The organism is Brachyspira intermedia PWS/A (assembly GCF_000223215.1).
GTDB lineage: Bacteria > Spirochaetota > Brachyspiria > Brachyspirales > Brachyspiraceae > Brachyspira > Brachyspira intermedia.
In genome coordinates this window covers 3,228,623-3,251,510 of sequence record NC_017243.1, presented here as the reverse complement: position 1 = coordinate 3,251,510, position 22,888 = coordinate 3,228,623, and the positions used below count along the sequence as shown (strand labels likewise).

Here is a 22,888-nt window from a genome sequence, read left to right as displayed (position 1 = left end):
TTTTATAATTTCATATTTAGGTAATTAATATTAATATTAAAATTTATAAATTATATTTGATTTATTATGTAATAAACTATATACTTATGCAAAGTATAATATTTTAAGGATAGTATTATGGATGATAAAAACTATTAAATTTTATAAAAACAACATCAAATTTACCATTAATAAAGATAGATAGAGATAAATATTTAGCGAAAGAGTTTGCTGTAGAGTATCCTAAATTATTGCCATTGATTTTGGATAAAGGTGCTTATGATGCCGGAGTACCTGATGATTATATAGAAAAAGTATCTAAAAATGCTATCAAATATGAAGTGGGTAAATCTACAACAATGTCTTTCTTATCAGGCTTACCTGGAGGACTTGTAGGTGTTGGAGCTATACCGGCAGATGTGGCTCAATTTTTGGGACATGCTATAAGAATAGCACAAAAACTATGTTATATAGCTGGAATGCCTAGTTTTTCTTTTGGTGATGAAATGACAGATGAAGAGGCTTATTTAGTAGCTATATATTTAGGTGTTATGTTTGAAGATAAAGAAGCTATCTTGGCTTTAAACACAATAGGTAAAGTTTTAGGTACTGCAGCAGCTAAAGTAAACTTTGCTGTAACATCTATAATAGGGTATTCTGTAATAGCTTCCTTACTTCCTAAATTAGCAACTAAACTTGGTTCTGGTATTTTTGCTAAAACTTTTGTGAAGGCTGTCCCTATAATAGGAGGTGCAGTATCCGGCAGTATTACTTATGTAAATTTAAATTCTATGTCATATAAGCTATATAAAAAATTAAAAGAAAGCAGAGCATCTATAGGACAACAATAAAAAATTATAATATAATACATCAATTATAACTATTAATGTAATTATTTTAATTCAAGTTGTTTATAATACTATAAAAATAGCTTGCTAAAAAATACGCAGTAACAGGCTTACTATTTTGATTTAATTAATAAATATTACTTATCTTGTATTTTATCATACAATCAAAATAGTTCACTAAAAAACCTCTGACAGCTAAAGCTATCAGAGGCTCACTATTTTGATTTATTAAAATCTGATTACTTATCTTGTAATACAGCGATATCTGGAAGTTCAATTCCTTTTATCATACAATCAAAATAGTTCACTAAAAAACCTCTGACAGCTAAAGCTATCAGAGGCTCACTATTTTGATTTATTAAAATCTAATTATTTATCTTGTAATACAGCGATACCAGGAAGTTCAATTCCTTTTATCATACAATCAAAATAGTTCGCTAAAAAACCTCTGACAGCTAAAGCTATCAGAGGCTCACTATTTTGATTTATTAAAATCTAATTATTTATCTTGTAATACAGCGATACCAGGAAGTTCAATTCCTTTTATCATACAATCAAAATAGTTCGCTAAAAAACCTCTGACAGCTAAAGCTATCAGAGGCTCACTATTTTGATTTATTAAAATCTAATTATTTATCTTGTAATACAGCGATACCAGGAAGTTCAATTCCTTCAAGGAACTCTAAAGAAGCTCCGCCGCCTGTAGATACATGAGTCATCTTATCAGCAACACCAGATTTGTTAACAGCAGATACACTGTCTCCTCCTCCGATGATACTTACAGCACCAGAATTAGCAATGAATTTAGCTACTTCAAAAGTACCTTTAGCAAAATTAGGCATTTCAAATACACCTAATGGTCCATTCCAAACAACTGTTTTTGCATTTTTAAGTATTTCTTCAAGTTCTTTCAAAGTTTTAGGTCCAACATCCATACCCATCCAGCCAGCAGGTATAGCATTAGAATCTACTGTTTTGAAATTAGCATCATTATCAAATTTATCAGCTACAACATTGTCAACAGGTAAATATAAAGTTTTATTTAATTCTTTAGCTTTATCCATAATTTCTTTAGCTGTAGCAATATAATCATCTTCGCATAAAGAAGTACCTATTTCTAAACCTTTAGCTTTGAAGAAAGTATAAGCCATACCGCCTACAACGATTAAAGTATCAACCTTGTTAAGTAAGTTTTTAAGTACAGAAATTTTAGAAGAAACTTTAGCTCCACCAATTATAGCTACAAATGGACGAGCAGGATTAGCAACAGCATCGCCTAAGTATTTAATTTCTTTTTCCATTAAGAAACCAGCAACAGCAGGCATACCAGCTTTAGCAGATACTATACCAGCAGTAGAAGCATGTGCTCTGTGAGCAGTACCGAAAGCATCATTAACATAAACATCAGCTAAATCAGCTAATTGTTTAGAGAATGCTGCATCATTCTTCTCTTCTTCAGCATGATATCTTAAATTTTCTAATAATAATACATCGCCAGCTTTTAATTCAGCAGCTTGTTTTTTTACTTCTTCACCTACACAGTCTTTAGCAAATTCAACTTTATTATTAGGAAGTTTAGTTTTTAAATAATCATAAACAGGTTTTAAAGAGTATTTAGGATTAGGTTCACCTTTTGGTCTTCCTAAATGGCTCATAAGTATTAAACAAGCATTTTGAGAAAGTATATATTCAATAGTAGGCATAGCAGCATCTACTCTTGTAGTGTCTGTGATTTTAGAGCTTGTTTCTTTATCGAGAGGTACATTGAAATCAACTCTCATTATGACTTTTTTACCTTTAATGTCTATATCTTTTACTGATTTTTTCATTATGAACTCCTTATTATTGCTATGCTCGCCGTCGCCTAAAAGTATATGCCAAACTTGTTTGGCAGATGGCTTTGGCTCGCTTTTATAGTTATCACTAATAAAAATTGTTTGCATTAAGGCTACTGCCGTACGCTCACAATTTTTTATGTACTGCTAAAAAATTTAAAGGGTGCTATAATGAAATATAACACCCTTTTATTATAGCTTAACAATTTTAATTATTATTGCTTAATTATTTTTTGTTATACATATACAATAATAAATCAATTACTCTGTTAGAATAACCCCATTCATTATCATACCAAGAAACAATTTTGAAGAATCTTTTTTCATCTTTCAAGTTGTTTTGAGTAGTAGCTAGAGAGTCATATATAGAGCTTCTAGAGTCATGTATAAAGTCGCTAGATACTAATTCTTCATTACAATAACCTAAAATGTCTTTTAAATAAGTTTCAGAAGCTTTTTTCATTAATACATCGATTTCTTTAATAGAAGTTTCTTTTTCACTTCTGAAAGTTAAGTCTACAACAGATACGTCAGGTGTAGCAACTCTGAAACTCATACCTGTTAATTTACCTTTAGTAGCAGGTAAAACTTCACCAACAGCTTTAGCAGCACCTGTAGTAGAAGGGATAGTGTTTACAGCAGCAGCACGTCCGCCTCTCCAGTCTTTTTTAGAAGGACCATCTACTGTTTTTTGAGTAGCAGTATAAGAGTGAATAGTAGTCATAAGACCAGTTTCTATTCCGATACCTTCTTTAAGAAGTACATGTACTATAGGAGCTAAACAGTTAGTAGTACAAGAAGCATTTGATACTACATGATGATTAGCAGGATCATATTCTTCATGGTTTACACCATATACAAAAGTTCTTAAATCGCCTTTACCAGGAGCTGAAATGATAACTTTTTTAGCACCTGCAGCTATATGACCTTCAGCTTTTTCTTTTTCTGTGAAAAGACCAGTAGATTCTATTACATATTCAACACCTAAATCTTTCCAAGGAAGATCTTTTAATTCTTTAGTAGCACCTATACATTTAATTTTGTTGCCATTAACTACTAGTACATCTTCGCCTTCTGTTGTGATGTCAGCTTTCATTCTGCCATGAACAGAGTCATATTTTAATTGATAAGCAAAATACTTAGCATCAGTACTAACATCTACTACGCCAACTACTTCTATTTCTTTACCTAATAAACCACGTTCTACTAATGCCTGAAAAACTAGACGTCCAATACGTCCGAAACCATTTATTGCTACTTTTACAGCCATAAATATACTCCTAAATTAAAATAATATCCTATACGCGAACATATAAAATTCACCTATTATGCTACCATAAATAAACGATTAAGTCAAGATTTTTTGTTTAATTTACTATTAAATATAAGAAGTTATTATATCATTTTCAATATGATTTTTAAACATATAAACATTATTAATTAGACAATAAAAAATAAAGCATTCTATTGAAAAAAAAAGCAAATTCATATAAAATAAACATAATATTTTAAAAAATTACTTTAATAATTAGGATTAATAAATATGGAATATGAAGCAGTCATAGGATTAGAAGTGCATGTTCAGCTTAATACTAAAACTAAAGCATTCTGTTCATGCCCAAACACTTTCGGTGCTCCTGCAAACACTCTTACTTGTCCAAGATGTCAGGCTCACCCTGGTACTTTACCTATAGTTAATAAAGAAATGGTGCATAAAACTATCAAAGCAGGACTTGCTACTAACTGCACTATTCAAAAGAAAAGCAGATTCGCTAGAAAACATTATTTCTACCCGGATTTGCCTTCCTACTATCAGATTACTCAAATGGACGAACCAATCTGTACCGAAGGTCATCTTGATATTACTGTACTTAATGATGATGGTTCTTCTTATAATAAAAGCATAAGAATAAACAGAATACATATGGAAGAAGATGCTGGTAAACTTGTGCATGATGATACAGGAAGACCTTTAAGCTATGTAGACTTAAACCGTGCTGGTTGCTGTTTGATTGAATGTGTAAGCGAGCCGGATATTTCTACTGGTGAAGAAGCTTATCAATATTTAACAGAGCTTAAAAAAATCTTTAAATATATTGATGTTTCAGATTGTAACATGGAAGAAGGTTCTTTAAGATGCGATGCTAACGTTTCTATACGTCCAAAAGGAAGCAAAGAATTAGGAACTAAAACTGAAGTTAAAAATATGAACAGTTTTAGAAATGTAAGACTTGCTATTGATTATGAGATCAAAAGACAAATTAAAGCTTTAAATAACGGCGAGAAAATCTTACAAGAAACTAGACTTTATGATGCTAAAGAAAACACTACAAAGGGTATGCGTTCTAAAGAGGGTGCTGCAGATTACAGATATTTCCCAGACCCAGATATACCTCTTTTAGTTCTTAAAGATGAAGAGATTGAGCAGGCTAAAAAAGAGCTTCCAGAACTTCCTCAGCAAAAACGTGAAAGACTTAAAAAAGATTATGACTTACCAGATCAGGATATAGTAGTATTAACAGAAGATGCTGCATTAGCTGATTATTATGAGGCAGCAGTTAAAGCTTATCCTAAACAGCCTAAGAAAATAAGCAACTGGATAATGGTTGAAGTTAATGCTTACTTAAATAAAAAACTTCAAACTATAAAAGATTTCAAACCTAAAGCAGAGCATATAGGTGAGATTTTTAAACTTATAGATGAAGGCGTTATAAGCGGTAAGATAGCAAAAGAGATTTTTGAAGATATGTGCGAAACAGGAGAGGCTCCTTCTGCTATAGTTGAGAAAAAAGGCATTAAACAAGTTAGCGATACTGGCGAGCTTGAAACAATCATAAGAAAAGTGTTAGAAGAAAATCCTAAATCAGTAGCAGACTTCAAAGCTGGTAAAGAAAAATCATTCGGCTTCTTAGTAGGTCAAACAATGAAAGCTACTAAAGGTCAAGGTAACCCTAAACTTGTTAATGAAGTACTTAGAAAAATTTTAAGTGAATAATTAATATTTAATATTATAAATAAAGCCTAGCTATTAAATAATAGTTAGGCTTTTTTTATTATTTACATCAGTGATAAATACCATATCAAAAATATAATAAATAATGTTGGTATAAATCTTATGTATATTAAATATCTAGGTATATTTACATTGTTATCATTATAATTATTGTATTTGTAGAATAATATTAACATAATAATTATACCCATTATGTAAAAAGAATATATTGCATTAGTAATATCTGCATTGCCAAGTATAGTTGGAAATATATCTCTTATATTATTATATTTAGTACTATTATTATGAACAAATAGTTTTATTAATGGTATAGATTTTGTTCTTAAAGCTTCACTCATAGATACCATGGTTCCTGCTCTAGCAATATGAATAGAATAAAATAATGTTGCAATAAATTCCATCATTATTTTTATGTTAATATTATATGTATTAAATAATATTAATATTGATATAAACGGAGCTATTATAACTATCCAATATAAATGAAAACTTTTATTTACTATTACAATTAATGAAAATACAAAAAAACTTATATATATTGTTAATTTATAAAATACATTGTTATCTTCTATATTTTTTAAATAAGAAAATAAACATATTATAGAATAAATCATAATAAATATGGATATTCCAAAAATTTTATGATACATTAATGTACCGAATGCCACTAAATTTCTATCAGATGGGTTTGGGGATTTAAATAGTATAGAAGAAATTATATATGGCAAAATTGGTATTATTATGTATAATGCTATTTTTTTTATTTGTTTTTCTTTTAGCAATACTAATGGAATTAATATAAAAAATGGGAATAGTTTTAATGGTATAGCTATCGTAAACCAAAGTATATATCTTTTATTATTATTTAAATAATCTAGTATAGCCAAAAGAGTAAAAAAGATCATTATAATTTCTACTTGACTAATTATAAAAACAGGTATCATTGTAAATGGGGAAGTAATAAACATAAAACTAGATAATTTAGATTTTTTATCATTGAATCCTATTTTTTTAGATATTTTATAAATAATAAAAGATGATAATATTACAAAAATTAATAATAATAATTTTATATATATTATTTCAAAAGTATCTATTTCAAATTTTGCATGATGCCAAGTATAATAAGTAATATTTCTAATTTTAGAATATATCCATAAAGGTAAAAATAAAATAGAATAAATGAAATATGCTAAATATGGAAGATCATCTGGTTTATGGTATGAACCTACTTTTTGATAAACTTCATAGAAAAAATTTAACGGATTTACATTAAAAAAATTAACACTGAATGGAAAGACTACTAATACATCTGAATATATATAACTAAAAAAGCATAATAATGTAATAATAAAAAAGATAATATAATCAGAATTTTGTGGCGTTTCAATTATATATTGAAAATATTTAATATTATACAATATAAAAAATATTAATAATATGATTCCAAATATTAAATAAACACTAAATTTTATTTTTAAAATATAATTAATATTATCAATTTTTTCAAAATCTATTTTTTTTGGAGTAACTAAATTTCCAAAAGGACTTCCCCCTTTTTCCATTTTTATTTCTTTAATAAAATTATTTTCTTTAATAATTTTATTTGTATCTACATAAACACCATATACATCACTATTTCTAAATATTTTACTGTGATATTTTATCCTAAAGCTATAATGATATTCATTTTTTTTAGATAACTCTTTATTTAATTGAAAATCTGATAAATAACCAATTCTGTTAACTGAACCTAATGCTGATAAAGCGAATATTGATACCACAAGTACAGCACTTGTAATTAATAAGAGCTTATTTAATTTATTTTTCACTAATTACTCCATAAGATACAAAGATAGTATCCAGATTGATTAAAATATTTTTTGCAACAAAGATAAATTTGTTTAAGAGAGTAAAACTTGGTATATAGAAATGTTTGTTTGTTTGTTTGTTTGTTTGTTTGTTTGTTTGTTTGTTTGTTTGTTTGTTTGTTTGTTTGTTTGTTTGTTTGTTTGTTTGTTTGTTTGTTTGTTTGTTTGTTTGTTTGTTTGTTTGTTTGTTTGTTTGTTTGTTTGTTTGTTTGTTTGTTTGTTTGTTTGTTTGTAACATAAATATACCTATATTGTTAGTATTATAAAACAGAATAAAAAATAATCAACTATTGTTATTAAATAATCAATATCTATATAGATTTTTTTATTATATATTCAGGTCTATTTTTTAGTTCATTAAACATATTTCCAATATATTCACTAATGACAGATAAAGAAATCAATTGTATTCTTCCAATAAATAATATGACAATTATAGTAGAAGCCCATCCTCTTACTAGTAGATCAGGTTTAAATAAATATAGATAAAATACTCTAATTGAAAAAAGTATAGCAGTTATTAGGTTATAATACCCAAATATAATAATTACTTTGATATTAAGTTATATTTAAAAATACACCACAAAGCTCTGAAACCATCTTTCCACCCTATTTTCTTGCCTTCTTTATAAGTTCTTCCATAATATGAAATACCAACTTCATATATTCTAATATTTGGTATTTTTGAAACTTTAGCAGTTATTTCAGGTTCAAAACCAAATCTATTTTCTTTAATTTCTATGGATTGTATTATTTCTTTTTTAAATACTTTATAGCAAGTTTCCATATCAGTAAGATTTAAATTTGTAAACATATTAGAGCATAAAGTCAAAAAAGTATTTCCGATTTGATGCCAAAAATATAATACTCTATGGGACTCTCCTCCGGCAAACCTGCTTCCAAAAACTACATCAGCTTTATCATTAATTAAAGGAGCTAATAATTTATCATACTCATTTGGATCATACTCTAAATCGGCATCTTGTATAATTACAAAATCTCCAGTAGCAGCCTTAATGCCAGTTTTAAGTGCCGCACCTTTACCCATATTTTTTTCATGATATAAAATTAAAGAAACTTTATCTTTAATAATTTCCAATTTATCTCTAGTATTATCTTTTGAAAAATCATCTACTATAATAATCTCTTTTTCTATAGAACATTTGGAATTAATAACAGCATCTATTATAGTTTCTATTGTATTTTCTTCATTATAACAAGGTATTACTATAGATAGTTTCATTTTATACTACTCCTATATATTAATAATTTTTCTTTTATGATATAAACATTATTTTTCAATGAATTAGTTCCAGTTATAATGGTTTCAATAAGCACTATTAGCCATATAGTAGCTGATAAAAAACTCCCTAAAGTTGAAATAGGTATTGAAATTTGTAAAGGCATTATTAACAATACGAATAATATTAAAAATATATAATCTATTTTATAGAATTTTTCTTTACTTAAAAATAAAATTATTATAGGATACATAAATAATTCTGCATAATAAGCTGTTGTTGGTGATTGTATAGATATTATCATTAATAATAATACTTTTTTCCAATATTCGTTTGCTACGAAAGAATATATTATTGATATAATAAAAAGTATAAATATTATAATTTTGGCATATAAATCAGAATAATTTCCTAATTTATATATAAATAAGCTTACTCCATACCTTATACCATAAGATTCAGAAAATAATTTCATATTTAATATAAATTGGGTAAAATTTTCTAAGAAACTATGTTTATTAAAGAAGAAAAATGGTAAAAATACTAAAGCTAATGTAATTAATGCCCCTATTATTATATCTTTATATCTTTTTTCTTGTAAAAGTAAAAAACCTAATATAACAGGGTAAATTTTTAATGCTGAAGCTATACCTAAACATATTAATGCTATAATTTGCTCGTACCTTTTTTCGGATCTATATAAACATAAAAATATTGATGCAAATGCAGCAGTATGTATAATTATATTGCCTCTTTCTATTGTAAGTATAACAGGTGTTGTCATAAATAATAATGCTGGAATTATATAACTGTACTCTTTTTTATTATAAAGTTTTTTCAAAGATAAAATTAATAATAATATTCCAATAGACATAAATATTACTAAAGACATATTTGATATTGGATCTGTTTGAATATTATGTAAGCTCATACTAGCATAATTCTTTAATATAGAAAATAAATAAAATATCATAAATGCAAATGGTAAATATATTTTATTTTCTAGTCCATTTATTGTATCAAAGTATACATCTCTTTCAGAAACATATCTTAATTGATTATAAAAATCAGCAAATAAATCAAATCCTCTAATTACTATATTAAGCTGCCGTCCTCCCTTATCTTTAATAAAGAATATAAAAAACATTAAAATTGAAAACGATAATAGTAAAATAAAAAGTAAAGGAATATTATTTATTATTTTATTATCTGAATATTTTATAAATAAACTCGTAATCAATATGCTTCCAAATACTATAACAATTATATCAATATCTAATTTAAACTTTAAAATATATTCTAAATTATTTATTTGTTCATTATATTCTAATTTTTTGGTAGAAATTAAATTACCAAAAGGGCTTCCTGCTTTATCTATTTTTATTTCTTTAATAAAATTGTTTTCTTTTGCAATTTTTTTTATGTTAGGATAAACAGCATATATATCGCTATGCCTAAAAACTTTACTATAGTATCCAACTTTAAAACCATAACTATAATTAGTAATAGATTCATTTGTAAATATATAGTTAGTTAAAGCTTCATTATCTAATTTTCCATTTATAGTAAATAATTTTTTTGTATTTTCAGTATCAAATCCATTTAATTTTAATGTTTTATTTATATGAAAATTATCAAATATAAATTCTGATATGTAACCTATTCTTGTTTTATTTCCCAATATGTAAAAAACTGTAAAAGTGGCAGAGCAAATTATTAACATTATAAAATATATTATTATGAATAATTTATTTACTTTCATAAATTACTCCATAAAAATATAAATATTATGCTGTGATTTATTGTAAATATTTTTGCAATAAAAATAAATTTGTTTAAGAAAATGCTTGTTGCTTGTTGCTTGTTGCTTGTTGCTTGTTGCTTGTTGCTTGTTGCTTGTTGCTTGTTGCTTGTTGCTTGTTGCTTGTTGCTTGTTGCTTGTTGCTTGTTGCTTGTTGCTCATAATTTTTCCATAATATTTTAACGTATTATATAATAGAATAAAAAATAATCAAGTATACATAAATTTGAAAATCTACTTATAATTTACTATATTTAAAATATATACTAATTATAAGGACAATTAATGACTATAGAAAAATTATCAAAAATGATTGAGGTTTCAATCGGAAAAAATTTGGCTGATTTGGTTATAAGAAACTGTAAAGTAGTAGACCCAATTTCAGCAACTATTACTGATGCAGATATTGCCATTGTTGATGATTATATTGTAGGGGTGGGTTCTTATAATGGAAAAGAAGTTATTGATGCTAAAGGCTCTTATGCCACAAGCGGACTTATAGATTCGCATGTTCATATAGAATCATCTTTATGTACTCCTGTTAATTTTGCGGAAGTTGTTATTCCTTTCGGTACTACTTTAATTGTAACAGACCCTCATGAAATTGCTAATGTATGCGGTATTGACGGAATTAACTTTATGATAGAGTCTGCCAAAAAAAGCCCATTAAAATGCAAGTTTATGCTTTCTTCATGCGTTCCTGCTGTAAGTTTTGAAGATTCCGGAGCTGTACTTGATTCTAAAATAATAGAAGAGTTTATAAATGATGAAGATATATTCGGGCTTGCTGAGATGATGAATGCTCCGGGGGTATTATCTTGTGATAAAGATGTACTTAAAAAATTACTTGCGGCAATTAATGCTGATAAAATTATAGACGGGCATGGCGTTATGCTTGGAGGAAAGACAGTAAATGCTTATAGAGCTGCTGGAGTTTATACGGATCATGAATGCGTATCTGCAAAAGATTTGAAGTCTAGAATAGCTAATGGAATGTATGTACTTTTAAGGCAAGGTTCAGCTGCACAGAATTTGGCTTCACTTTTACAGGGAGTTAATCAAAGCAATGCGAGAAGATGTGCAATGTGTACTGATGATAAGCATTTGGATCATATTATTGAAAATGGGCATATATCTCATAATTTAAAAATAGCAGTTGAACATGGTCTTGATGTATTTAATGCCATTGCTATGGCTACTATTAATGCTGCCGAATGCTACAGACTTAAAAATATTGGTTTAGTTGCTTCAGGATACAAGGCTGATATTGTTTTATTTAATGATTTAAAAGATTTCAAAGCTAATAAAGTTTTTATAGACGGAAAATTAGCTGCAGAAAATGGAAAAGCTTTATTTAAAGTAGAAAAAGATAATTATAATGATAATATTTTTAGTACAATAAATATTGCACCTATTACAGTTGATGATATACAGATAAAATTAAAATCTGATGAGGCTAATGTTATAAGAATAGTTAATAAAGATTTAGTTACAGAGAAAAGCGTAAGGATCGTAGGTTTTGAGAACGGATATTTTAAATACAGAAAGAGTGTTGATATATTGAAATTGGTTGTTGTTGAAAGGCATAAAGCAACTGGTAAAATAGGTTTAGGATTAATAGAAAATTACAAATTAAAAAACGGTGCTATTGCTACAAGTGTATCTCATGACTCACATAACATTATAGCAGTAGGCGATAATGATGAAGATATAATACTTGCCATAAAAGAAATAGAAAAATGTTCCGGCGGAATAACCGTTGTAAAAAATGGAAAAGTTCTTGATACATTACAATTAAAGATAGCGGGCATTATGTCTGATGATTCTCCTTATGATATAGTAAAGAAAATCTATTCTATGCATGAGCTTGCCTACAATGAACTTAATGTTAACAGAGAAATAGATCCGTTTATGACTTTATCATTTATGGCTTTGCCTGTTATACCGGAAATTAAACTTACAACAAATGGGCTTTTCGATGTGAAGGAGTTTAATTTTATAGATGTAAGTGCATAATTTAATTATTATTTTTCTTACCGCACGTGTGATCAGATTTAAATATAATAAAATTTGTATTATTAATTAATCAATATTTTAAATTTCGTTTAACGTGCGTTACATGAATTCCAAATTTAAAAAAACACTTGGATGGGTACTAACAAATTCTAAACTAGTCAATAAAAAAATAAAAAACAAAATCGCAAATTGAAGTTATAAAAAATAGAGGGCGGGCAAATGTAATTAAATTTTATATGCTCACCCTCTATTAATTTATTTTTTAATATCTAATAAAATATACTGCAATAATTACTGCATATGCTTCCAAATATTATTAAGTTTATCCTGCATAATAAGTGAAGATATATTAACTACATATATTAATCCTGATGGAATGATGTATAAAAAGCTGTAAATTAATTCTTCATCTGATGAAGTATAAGAACTTATAGCCAATAATAATATCCTCAATATCATACTTCCCCACCACATTAGAGCAATAATTATATCTATTACTACTAAAACCATTGTTTTATCTTCAGTATTGTTAATTCCTGCTTTAAGCGGAAGTTCTTTATAAACAATTTTTCCATATTTATAATACCAGTATTTGAAATAAAGTCCGCATGTTATTATGCCAAGCAATATTTCAAGAGTAGGATTTAAATCTTCTCTTTCGCTGCACATTTTTATTTCAACTGATGTCTGATAAATCCAATAAATATAGTATATTCCGCAAGTTACTATATTTAATAGAAGCATTATTGGTATTGGTCTTGTTGTTCCTTTTTTCATGTTTTTATGATACCCCATATTTTTATTGTTTTATAATTAATTGTTAGCTACAAATTCTTTTATATGTAAAAATTGTTCGCTCGCTCTGAGTGTCTGTACAAAGTCCTAATATTATAGCTGATATTAGGACTTAACATCTTCATTGAATTACAACAATATTTACTCAAAAAGATTTAATAATCCTAAAGCACTTACATTGTCTTTAGAATTTTCTGCTATATTCTTTAATTTGTTAATTGCCTCTTCAGTATTTGATGAACCCATTATATCATTAATAGCTTCTTCAATATTTCCGTACTTATTTAATAATAATTCAACCATAGAATTAGAAGCGATAAAATAATTGTAATTCTGATTTCTTCTAGCTCCTTCAATGGTGATATAATGTCCGCCTCCGGCACATGCACAGTTTTCTAATGCATTGCCTTTCATATGATCTCTGCTTATTTGAAATACTTTATTTCTATTAACTGCATAAACTTTACTGTCGCCTGCATTAAATACAAATACTCCTGCAAATTTATGATATAAAACGCCCGCAATAGAGGCTCCTGCCATAGCTTTTTCTTTATCATCAGCAGAATCTCTTGCAGCAACAACTTCAAGTTTGATAAAGTTATGCATTATCCAATTCATTATTTCCTGCTCGCCTACAAGTTCAAGCAAATCAAGAAAATTTTCATTATAAACATCTATAGCAAGTTTTGAAGCAAAAGTATCCCCAAGTCCATCAGCAATCATTGAAACTGCTGTTCCTTCCATATTATCTATAAAATGGCTATAATTATTTTGTTCATTAATAAGAAGCGGATTTCCTGATACAGATTCGCTATTAAAAAGAATAGTGTCTGTGTTTATTTTTGTATCTGTGCCTTTATTTGTAAAAGCAAATATATTCATATTTTTTAATCCTTTATTATTTTATTATTTGTAGTTAATAATAAAATATTATGAAATTTAATCAAGCATTATTTCATTCTCGTATGGTAAATATATTTTATAGAAAATAGTAAATTATATTTTTTAATAATCATGTAATCATAAATATAATTCTTCATGCGGTGAATAGATTATAAATTTAAATAAAGTTTGGGTGGGTGCTGTAAATTCTAATTATACAATAAATGAAAGAAAAATAAAAATTTCAGGTTTAAACTATAAGCATAGAGGGTGGGCAAATGTAATTAAATTTTAAAACTTTTATTACATACCCCGCCCTTTAAAAATTATAGCCGTATTTTGAATTTTAAATTTGTTTATATTTATAGCTTAATTATAATTCGTTAGAACCCGCCCAAGCTATTATTATAATAAAAAAATTACATGATTATCAGTAGTAATAAGTACAAATAATATTTTACTTAATATATTTTATTATTTATCGAAAATTAATGCTTTATTAAAAATAAAAAACATATATAAAATAATTGAAATAAAAATTATTTTATGTTATTATGTATAGTAATTTATTTAATAAATTTTACTAAATTTACGGAGGATTTAAGTAAGATGAAAGTAGCAAAATTTGGTGGCTCTTCTGTAGCAAATGCAAGTCAAATAAAAAAAGTAGTAGACATAGTACTATCAGACAAAGATAGAAGAATAGTAGTAGTATCTGCTCCTGGAAAAAGACTCAAAGAAGACACCAAAGTAACCGATTTGCTTATCACTCTTGCTGAAACTATTATTGCCGGAAAAGACGGAAAATTAGAATTAAAAATCATTATAGAAAGATTTAAAAATATAATAGATGAACTTTCTCTTTCACATGAACTTTTGGAAGAGATTCAAAACGATATATTAAAGAGAATAGCTGAAGATAAATCACTTCCTACAAAATTTATAGACGGCGTTAAAGCATTAGGAGAGGATTTAAGTGCTAAGGTAATAGCTGCCTATATTAATTCTATAGGAGTTAAAGCAAAATATGTTAATCCTAAAGATGCAGGACTTTTACTTTCTGAAGAATTCGGCAATGCCACTGTATTAGAAAAATCTTATTCTAATTTGTCTAAATTAAAAGATGAATCTGCTTTGGTAATATTTCCAGGATTTTTCGGATATACTGAAAAAGGCGATGTAGTAACTTTCCCTAGAGGCGGAAGCGATATTACAGGTGCTATTTTAGCAAAAGCAGTTAATGCTGAAGTTTATGAAAACTTTACTGATGTAGACGGAGTATTTGCAGCAGCTCCTAATATAGTAGATAATCCAAAACTTATAGATGAGTTTACATATAGAGAAATGAGAGAATTAAGTTACGGCGGATTCAATGTGCTTCATGCTGAAGCTTTACAGCCGGTTTATGAAGCTAATATACCTGTTCATATACTTAATACCAATAATCCTTCTGCTAAAGGTACTAGAATAGTTGCAAGCAGAAATAAAAATGTTAATCCTGTAGTTGGTGTTTCCGGAGAAGATGATTTCTCTTGTCTTTATGTAAGTAAATATTTGATGAACAGAGAAGTAGGATTCGGTAGAAAACTTTTAGAGATAATAGAAAATGAAAATATACCTTATCAGCATGCTCCTTCAGGAATAGACAACATTTCTGTAATAGTTAGAAATTCTGCTATTACTCCGGAAAAAGAAAAGCGTATATATGAAAGGGTAAGAGATGAGCTTCATGTTGATAATATTTACTTTGAGCATGGTCTTGCTTTGATAATGCTTGTAGGTGAGGGAATGCAGCAATGTGTAGGTGTTTCTGCAAGAGCTATGCATGCTATGGAGAAATGCAATATCAATATAGAAATGCTTAACCAAGGTATAAGTGAAGTGAGTATTATGATAGGCGTAAAAGATGATGATCTAAATAAAGCCATAAAAAGTATATATAAAACTTTCTTTGAAGAGCAAAATTTATAATTATATATTAAGAAGTTTAAGTTTATTTAAAATAAATTTAAACTTCTATGATATTTTTGTAAAATAATTTTCATAATATATTGTCTATTTTTTATAAATAATGTATAATGCATTGCGTCAAAAATATATATGATGGAGATTAAAAATGACAAAAGGCACAGTTAGAAGCGTTCCTATGCTAGTACTTTTAAGTATAGTTACATGTGGTATTTATTACCTTTATTGGATTTATAAAACTACAGATGAAATCAAGAATTTTATGGGAAGAGAAGATATAAATCCTACTTTGGAACTTATACTTGTTTTAGTAACTTGTAATATATATAGTTTATACTGGTACTATAAATATGGTAAAATAGTTTATTTAGAAATGACTGCAAAAGCAGGTATGGATAATAGTGAAGATAGCACTGTATTATTAGTAATATTAGGTTTATTAGTTTATGTTGTTGCGGGTGCTATAATGCAGGATAAATTAAATGCTATATGGAATAGTATAGACGATTCTGGAAATGCTACATCTAATGCAGAAAATAATTAATTAAAAATTAATTTTTATATATTATTAAAGGCTTGCTTTTTTAAGCAGGCCTTTATTTTTTTACATAGTTTTTATGAACTATTTTTCATTATTTTTCCGATACTAATTATAAATATTATAATTTTGTAAGGAGCTGTAGTAATGAAAAAATATTTTATACTGATTATATTTCTATTCAATATATTTATTTTAAATGCCAGAGAATACAGCACTTTAAACGAAGTATTAAAAACTCCTGTAAGTTATAATATATACAAAGGCAATAATACAGAAAAGACATTTAATGCCGTAAGATATATAAAAAATAATTATTCAAAAGAAACATTCAAAGCAAAGAATATATACTCAACATCAAAAATAGATGTATATTTAGAAAACGGCTTAGAAATCAATGAAAGAGAATTAGAAAATATTATATTAGAAACATCTAAAATATATGAGATGGAAGAATATCTATACGGAAAATTAAAAGGCAAATTAACTCTTTTAATAATGGATATTAACGGCGGATATACAGGCGACAAGCCTTATATGCAAGGCTATTCCATATTAGATGGACTTAATGAAATAAAAAATGATACTCAGAATATAATATTTTTGGATTATATAAATGGCTGGGAAAATCCTGAGTCCGTTGTAAATACTATAGCTCATGAACTTCATCATGTTATACATTACAGTCAATTGCAAAATAAAAGCAGTAATGCATTTGATGTATGGGTTGATGAGGCATTATCAGAAGCTGCGGTAATATCATATAGAGGAAAAGTTCCTTCAAACAGACTTAATTATTACAATACAGATTCAATGTATTTAATAACTAAAGGAGATTATTTTATTAATTGGAATCAAGGATATACTGTTCATAAATATGCAACTGTTTCATTATTTATGTATTGGCTAGGACTTCATTCTAAAAATGGTTTTGAAATTTATAAAGATATAGCGAATGCCCCGGAAGAATATAGAGGCACTTATAAAGCTATACTATATGCTGCCAACAAAAATATAAAACAGTTTCAGGATTGGAGCGAGCTTTATGCTACTTGGCTTGAGGCTAATTATAAAAATGATAAAAGCGGACTTTATGGTTATAAAGGCTATATAGAAACAAAGCCAAAGATCATAACTACTCAATATAATTGTCCTATGGCGCCTGGTTCTGCTATTTATGTTAAGGGTGATTTCATGTCTGATGATACTCTTTTAAGATATGTAGAGCTTGGCGATGATATTTATATTGTTTATAATCCTGATGTGAATACTAAAGGAAAAGACAGATATTTGATAGTTAATTCATCATTTTATTAATAGAAAAATCTTCAGCACTTTAGCTATTTTATAACTCCTAAAAAATGAGTATATGGGAAAAGCTAATGCATATCTATGGCTTAGGTATGCATTGGCTTTTGCTTATTATATTTATTTATATTATAAAAATTTTAGTCTTCTGTAAGATCTACTTCTACATTAGATATTTTTTCTAGTATCTCATCATAGGTCATTTTTGCTAAAGAGCTGTCGCTTCCGCAGGCTATATAAAGCGCATCAAATCTCTTCATACTTTTATCAACTAAAACATCAATATCTTTATCTATGCCGAAAGGGCATACTCCTCCGAATGTAAAGCCTGTCAATTTGAAAGTATCTTCTGCATTTGCAAAGCTGGTTTTACAATCGAAATATGTACGCATCTTTTTGGAAGATATTTTTTTATCTCCGGAAGCTATAATCATAGCGAAATTTTTCTTTGAAGGTTTTACAAGTATTGATTTAGCAACCTGTCCTCTTTCTATATTAAGCGTTTTAGCAGCATCATCAACTGTTTTTGTAACTCCTGCCTCTTCAAATTCTTTATATTCTATACCGAGTTCTTTTAAAGCATTAAGTACTTTTTCATTCATATAATATATCCGAATCAAACATTAAGAGGTTCATAATTGTTTTTTTTGGCATATTCTATCAAACTCAAAATACGATCCTTACATCCGCCGCAGCCTGTAGAGGCTTGAGTTTTTGCCACTACCTCTTCTAATGTTGTAAATTTATTATCAGCTATGGCTTTATATGCATCTCTATATGAAACATTTTTACAGTAGCATAGAGTTTTATCGTAATTAATTGAAGTTTGATTTTTTAAATACTCTACATCATATTCCATATGTATTCCTCCCATTCTATTTATATATAATATAAAATAAATAAAATAAAAATATGTAAAAACAAAATGATGCCAATAGTCATAGTTTTTTAATATAGGAAAATTATATACAATTTTTAAAGTTTTTCAATATTGTTTATTGGTTAAATTAATATGTTTCAATGTAAAAAATTACATAATACTGTATTTTTCTATTGACAATAACAAAATATAATATAATTTATTATATAAAAAATATGGAACTATATATGGACAGTAATACTGAAAAAAATACAAATTCTGATAACTTATCTAATACTTTAAAACCAAAATGGTATACAATGTTTTTTTCTTTCTTTTATATAGGGCTTGTTACCATAGGCGGAGGACTTGCTATGCTTCCTATAATGGAAGATGAATTTGTTAATAAAAGAAAATTCATAACTAAAGATGAAATCATAGATATATTTGCTCTAGCCCAAAGCATTCCCGGAGTTATAGCTGTAAACTCTTCGCTTCTTACAGGATTTAAAGTAGCTGGATTATTTGGTGGCATTATGGCAGGTATTGGGGTTATGGCACCTTCATTTATAATAATACTTATGATAGCTCCTATATTCGAGAGATTTCAAAATACTGAATATGTTAATAAAGCTTTTTTAGGTATAAGAGGTGCTATTGCTGGGCTTATACTTTTATCAGCTTTTGGTATGGGTAAGCAAGTTATAAAAGATAAATTTACTGCTTTTCTTTTTATATTAAGTTTTGTATTAGTGGTATTTCTACATTTCAATGTTATATATGCTTTACTTCTTTCAGCATTGATTGGCTGGATTTATTATCTTATTAATAAATACGTTATAAAAAAACAATCTTGATTTGGATTTGAATTATGATATATGCTAGACTTTTTTATGTATTTGCTAAACTAGGACTTTTTACCTATGGCGGAGGATATGCTATAATCGCTCTCCTTCTTGGTATATTAAAAGAATATAATTGGATTACATCTTCAGAATTTTCTAATCTTGTAGCAATATCTCAGATAACCCCTGGACCTATTGCTATTAATGCGGCAACATTTGTAGGGTATAAAGTAGCTGGAGTTTTAGGATCAGCAGTTGCAACATTCGGTATATTTATTCCTGCCTTCATTATCACTATGATAGTATCAAAATTTTTCTATGCTTTTAAAAACAATGAGCAGTTTAATAATATAATGAATGCTTTGAGAGTATGTGCTGTTGCTTTGATAGCCTCTGCGGTTGTAACTTTCACTAAAGATGCTTTTTTTGTAGAGCTTACAGAAACTTCTATTTTAAGAAATATTGATTTTATTCAAAACATTTTTAAATATATAAGTCCTATAGGGATATTTATATTTGCTTTATCAATATTTCTAAAGATAAAAAAAGTTCCTATTCTTGCTATAATATTAATATCGGCAGTTTTGGGGATAATTTTGTATTAATAGATTTTGTAAGCTTTTATATATTAAAAATTGATATATTCAAAATTTTATTAAAAAATTTAGTTAACTGTGCGGTAAATAGATTTTAAACTTAATAAAAACTAGGGTGGGAATGCTTTTTCTTATTTGATTATAAAAGATGAATAAAGTTAGAATTCCAAATATGTACAAAGAAGAATAAAGGGTGGGGTATGTGAATAAAGTTTTAAAACTTAATTACATTTGCCCGCCCTTTAGATTTATAGTTTTAATTTGCCATTATAATTTTTAATTTTTTTAATAATGTAATTAGAATTTATAGCTACCCGCCCAAGTTTTATTTAAATTTATAATGCATACACCGCCACTATAGCTAATTCAAAATTATATTGATTATTTTGAATTATAAATTGGCTAATGAATAAAGCTTCATTTACCGTGCGTTTGAAATATGATAAAGATGATAGATAAAGTTAATCAACTTTTTCTTTAACAATACCGCTTCTGTATGCAGATAAAAGCTCTAATAAATCATCTATTCTTTTAGAAAGTTGCTTTCCTATATCTGTTTCTCCTACAGTAACCCTTTTAATGAATCTTTCTACTATTATAGATCTAGGACTCAATTTAAATCCGGATTCCACAACTTCAGTAAAAGGCCTATGCTCAGCAATAGCCATCATATTAGAATTTGATATCAAAGTGTAACCGCCTATACCAGTGCTTTTATGATAAGCCTTTGAAAGTCCTCCGTCTATCACTAAAAGAAGTCCGCCTCCTTTAATAGGGCTTTCTCCTTTATGAGTCTTCACAGGTACATGTCCATTTATTATATGCGATCTGTTTATATCAAGTTCAAATTCTCTTAATATATTTTGACAGTATTCTTTATTGTCTATATGATAATAGTAAGGATTGTATTTTTCTTTATGAGTTTCTTTATCTTCTATGAAGTACCTTTCAAAAGTAGTCATTTTATTTTTACCGAATAAAGGAGATTTAGGACCGCACCATAAATACCAGCAGTAATCAAGAGCATTAAGCTGTTCTTCGCTTCCCACTTCGCAGTAGAATGCTTTTCTTACTTTATCTTCTACCTGTTTTAAATACTTCCTTCCTGATAAATATTTTCCATCTATATAAACATCATCAAAACCGCCTTCCTCTTTAGTAGGTATGCATCCATGATATAGAAGATTTCCGTTAAATATTTTGTATATTCCGCCTTTAGCATACATGTAATTCATATGTCTTTGTAGTGTAGGGCTATTCATAAAAGAGAATGCCAAAGTTTGTATTAATGTATTTTCTCCTTCGCTTAATTCAAAAGGATTGTTTTTATCTATAGTAGGGAAATTTTTATCTTTAAGCTCATAAGTTTTTCCATCTAATGTTATAGTTCCTTTGTCATAATCAATTTTGTCAAGAAGTATCCTTTCGTCCATTCCATAATTAGGATGTCTTTTTATAAGCTGACATTCCAATTTAAATTGTATTATAGATATAGCCTTATGCATTTTAGCAGCTAAATCTTTATCAACTTCATCATAAATATTTTTGTCTAAAGTATTTGGCTTGAATACTTCGCAAGGATCGTCTTTATAAATATCATTAGCGAATGAAGACAAAGATCTTAAATTAATACCGTAGCTATATTCTAGTAAATCAAAATTATTGTATCTAACTGCCAAACGAACAGCATTAGCAACACATATTAAACTTCCCTTAGCAGCACCAAGCCAATGTATATCATGATTACCCCAAGCAATATCAACCTCATTGAAAGTCATTATACTGTCCATAACTTTATCAGGGTGGGGTCCTCTGTCATAGATATCACCTACTATATGAAGTCTATCAACACTGCATTGACGAATAAGTTGGCATAATGCAATGATGAATTTATCAGCAGCAGATATTTCAATGATAGATTCTATAATAGAAAAGTAGTAATTCTCTTTATTTTCTTCAGAATCAGTTTGAAGAAGTTCATCTAATATATATGCAAAATTAGCAGGCATTTTTTTTCTTATTTTTGATCTTGTATATTTACTTGTTACAAGTTTGCATATTCTTATAAGTCTGTATATAGTAATTTTGCACCAATCACCGAAATCACTTTCATTTGCTTTTTTATTTATTAAATTTTTAGTATCTACTATTAATATTTGGAGTTCAACTCTGTCATGTTCAGGCAATGTATTTTTAAATAGAAGTTCAATTTTTTCTCTTATAACACCCGAAGAAGTACCAAGTAAATATTCAAAACCATCAGATTCACCATGTATATCGCTAAGGAAATATTCAGTGCCTTTAGGTAATTGAGATATAGCTTTTAAATTTATGATTTCTACAGAAGCAGCATCTATTGTAGGGTATTTTTTAGATAATAATTCTAAATAATCTTCATCTCTCATAAAATAACTCCAAATATAATATAAAGTGTATAGTTAACTATTATATACAAAAATATTTGCAAATCTATATATAATAGTAAAAATGATT

20 protein-coding genes are annotated in these 22,888 nt (G+C 27.5%); 8 read left to right on the top strand and 12 right to left on the bottom strand.

Annotated features, from left to right (window positions below; translation table 11 throughout):
- Nucleotides 1–230 precede the first annotated feature (230 nt).
- A complete protein-coding gene (locus BINT_RS14165) occupies nucleotides 231–830 on the top strand; it encodes a hypothetical protein (protein WP_234944336.1) in 600 nt (199 codons plus the stop codon).
- Between the two features lie 626 nt (nucleotides 831–1,456).
- Here BINT_RS14165 and BINT_RS14160 read toward each other — a convergent pair.
- Both BINT_RS14160 and gap read right to left on the bottom strand, forming a co-directional pair.
- On the bottom strand, nucleotides 1,457–2,656 hold the full coding sequence (locus tag BINT_RS14160) for a phosphoglycerate kinase (protein ID WP_041177528.1): 1,200 nt from the start codon (nucleotides 2,654–2,656) through the stop codon (nucleotides 1,457–1,459).
- 232 nt (nucleotides 2,657–2,888) lie between these two features.
- A complete protein-coding gene (gap, locus tag BINT_RS14155; protein ID WP_014489246.1) occupies nucleotides 2,889–3,932 on the bottom strand; it encodes a type I glyceraldehyde-3-phosphate dehydrogenase in 1,044 nt (347 codons plus the stop codon).
- Nucleotides 3,933–4,205: 273 nt separating this feature from the next.
- Here gap and gatB point away from each other — a divergent pair, with 273 nt between their 5' ends.
- A complete protein-coding gene (gatB, locus tag BINT_RS14150; RefSeq protein WP_014489245.1) occupies nucleotides 4,206–5,657 on the top strand; it encodes an Asp-tRNA(Asn)/Glu-tRNA(Gln) amidotransferase subunit GatB in 1,452 nt (483 codons plus the stop codon).
- Nucleotides 5,658–5,719: 62 nt separating this feature from the next.
- Here gatB and BINT_RS14145 read toward each other — a convergent pair whose 3' ends face one another.
- The 5 genes from BINT_RS14145 to BINT_RS14125 form a co-directional block, all read right to left on the bottom strand.
- Nucleotides 5,720–7,507: a hypothetical protein gene (locus BINT_RS14145; protein ID WP_014489244.1), complete on the bottom strand. Its 1,788-nt coding sequence runs from the start codon at nucleotides 7,505–7,507 to the stop codon at nucleotides 5,720–5,722.
- Nucleotides 7,497–7,784 carry a hypothetical protein gene (locus tag BINT_RS14140; protein WP_041177527.1) on the bottom strand — a complete coding sequence of 96 codons (288 nt, stop codon included), beginning with the start codon at nucleotides 7,782–7,784 and terminating at the stop codon, nucleotides 7,497–7,499. Before BINT_RS14140 ends, BINT_RS14145 begins: the two co-directional genes overlap by 11 nt.
- A gap of 309 nt (nucleotides 7,785–8,093) precedes the next feature.
- On the bottom strand, nucleotides 8,094–8,789 hold the full coding sequence (locus BINT_RS14135) for a glycosyltransferase family 2 protein (protein WP_014489243.1): 696 nt from the start codon (nucleotides 8,787–8,789) through the stop codon (nucleotides 8,094–8,096).
- A complete protein-coding gene (locus BINT_RS14130) occupies nucleotides 8,786–10,549 on the bottom strand; it encodes a glycosyltransferase family 87 protein (RefSeq protein ID WP_083818257.1) in 1,764 nt (587 codons plus the stop codon). Before BINT_RS14130 ends, BINT_RS14135 begins: the two co-directional genes overlap by 4 nt.
- Nucleotides 10,550–10,552: 3 nt before the next feature.
- Nucleotides 10,553–10,750 (bottom strand): hypothetical protein, encoded by a 198-nt coding sequence (locus tag BINT_RS14125; protein ID WP_049783515.1) that lies wholly within the window; start codon nucleotides 10,748–10,750, stop codon nucleotides 10,553–10,555.
- A 123-nt stretch (nucleotides 10,751–10,873) separates the two neighbouring features.
- Here BINT_RS14125 and ade point away from each other — a divergent pair, with 123 nt between their 5' ends.
- A complete protein-coding gene (gene ade, locus BINT_RS14120) occupies nucleotides 10,874–12,604 on the top strand; it encodes an adenine deaminase (protein WP_014489241.1) in 1,731 nt (576 codons plus the stop codon).
- 291 nt (nucleotides 12,605–12,895) lie between these two features.
- Here ade and BINT_RS14115 read toward each other — a convergent pair whose 3' ends face one another.
- Entirely contained in the window at nucleotides 12,896–13,381 is a 486-nt protein-coding gene (locus BINT_RS14115) for a DUF4234 domain-containing protein (RefSeq protein WP_041177526.1), read from the bottom strand.
- Between the two features lie 159 nt (nucleotides 13,382–13,540).
- The gene (locus BINT_RS14110; protein ID WP_014489239.1) at nucleotides 13,541–14,281 is read right to left on the bottom strand and encodes a PP2C family serine/threonine-protein phosphatase; all 741 of its coding nucleotides are present in this window, start codon (nucleotides 14,279–14,281) and stop codon (nucleotides 13,541–13,543) included.
- 609 nt (nucleotides 14,282–14,890) lie between these two features.
- Here BINT_RS14110 and BINT_RS14105 point away from each other — a divergent pair.
- The 3 genes from BINT_RS14105 to BINT_RS14095 all read left to right on the top strand — a co-directional run bounded on the left by BINT_RS14105 (nucleotide 14,891) and on the right by BINT_RS14095 (nucleotide 18,104).
- Nucleotides 14,891–16,252: an aspartate kinase gene (locus BINT_RS14105; protein ID WP_014489238.1), complete on the top strand. Its 1,362-nt coding sequence runs from the start codon at nucleotides 14,891–14,893 to the stop codon at nucleotides 16,250–16,252.
- Nucleotides 16,253–16,397: 145 nt separating this feature from the next.
- Complete coding sequence (locus BINT_RS14100) at nucleotides 16,398–16,793, top strand: DUF4234 domain-containing protein (protein WP_014489237.1); 396 nt, start codon at nucleotides 16,398–16,400, stop codon at nucleotides 16,791–16,793.
- A gap of 141 nt (nucleotides 16,794–16,934) precedes the next feature.
- A complete protein-coding gene (locus BINT_RS14095) occupies nucleotides 16,935–18,104 on the top strand; it encodes a hypothetical protein (protein WP_014489236.1) in 1,170 nt (389 codons plus the stop codon).
- Nucleotides 18,105–18,235: 131 nt separating this feature from the next.
- On the opposite strand, the gene BINT_RS14090 is transcribed toward BINT_RS14095, so the two are convergent.
- Both BINT_RS14090 and BINT_RS14085 read right to left on the bottom strand, forming a co-directional pair.
- Nucleotides 18,236–18,697: a YbaK/EbsC family protein gene (locus BINT_RS14090; RefSeq protein ID WP_014489235.1), complete on the bottom strand. Its 462-nt coding sequence runs from the start codon at nucleotides 18,695–18,697 to the stop codon at nucleotides 18,236–18,238.
- Between the two features lie 14 nt (nucleotides 18,698–18,711).
- Nucleotides 18,712–18,954: a (2Fe-2S)-binding protein gene (locus tag BINT_RS14085; RefSeq protein ID WP_041177525.1), complete on the bottom strand. Its 243-nt coding sequence runs from the start codon at nucleotides 18,952–18,954 to the stop codon at nucleotides 18,712–18,714.
- Nucleotides 18,955–19,202: 248 nt separating this feature from the next.
- Here BINT_RS14085 and BINT_RS14080 point away from each other — a divergent pair, with 248 nt between their 5' ends.
- Nucleotides 19,203–19,811 carry a chromate transporter gene (locus BINT_RS14080; protein ID WP_014489233.1) on the top strand — a complete coding sequence of 203 codons (609 nt, stop codon included), beginning with the start codon at nucleotides 19,203–19,205 and terminating at the stop codon, nucleotides 19,809–19,811.
- A gap of 14 nt (nucleotides 19,812–19,825) precedes the next feature.
- On the top strand, nucleotides 19,826–20,404 hold the full coding sequence (locus tag BINT_RS14075; RefSeq protein WP_014489232.1) for a chromate transporter: 579 nt from the start codon (nucleotides 19,826–19,828) through the stop codon (nucleotides 20,402–20,404).
- Nucleotides 20,405–20,856: 452 nt separating this feature from the next.
- Here BINT_RS14075 and BINT_RS14070 read toward each other — a convergent pair whose 3' ends face one another.
- Nucleotides 20,857–22,800, bottom strand: coding sequence for a fructose-1,6-bisphosphatase (locus tag BINT_RS14070; RefSeq protein ID WP_014489231.1), 1,944 nt, complete (start codon nucleotides 22,798–22,800; stop codon nucleotides 20,857–20,859).
- Nucleotides 22,801–22,888 lie beyond the last annotated feature (88 nt).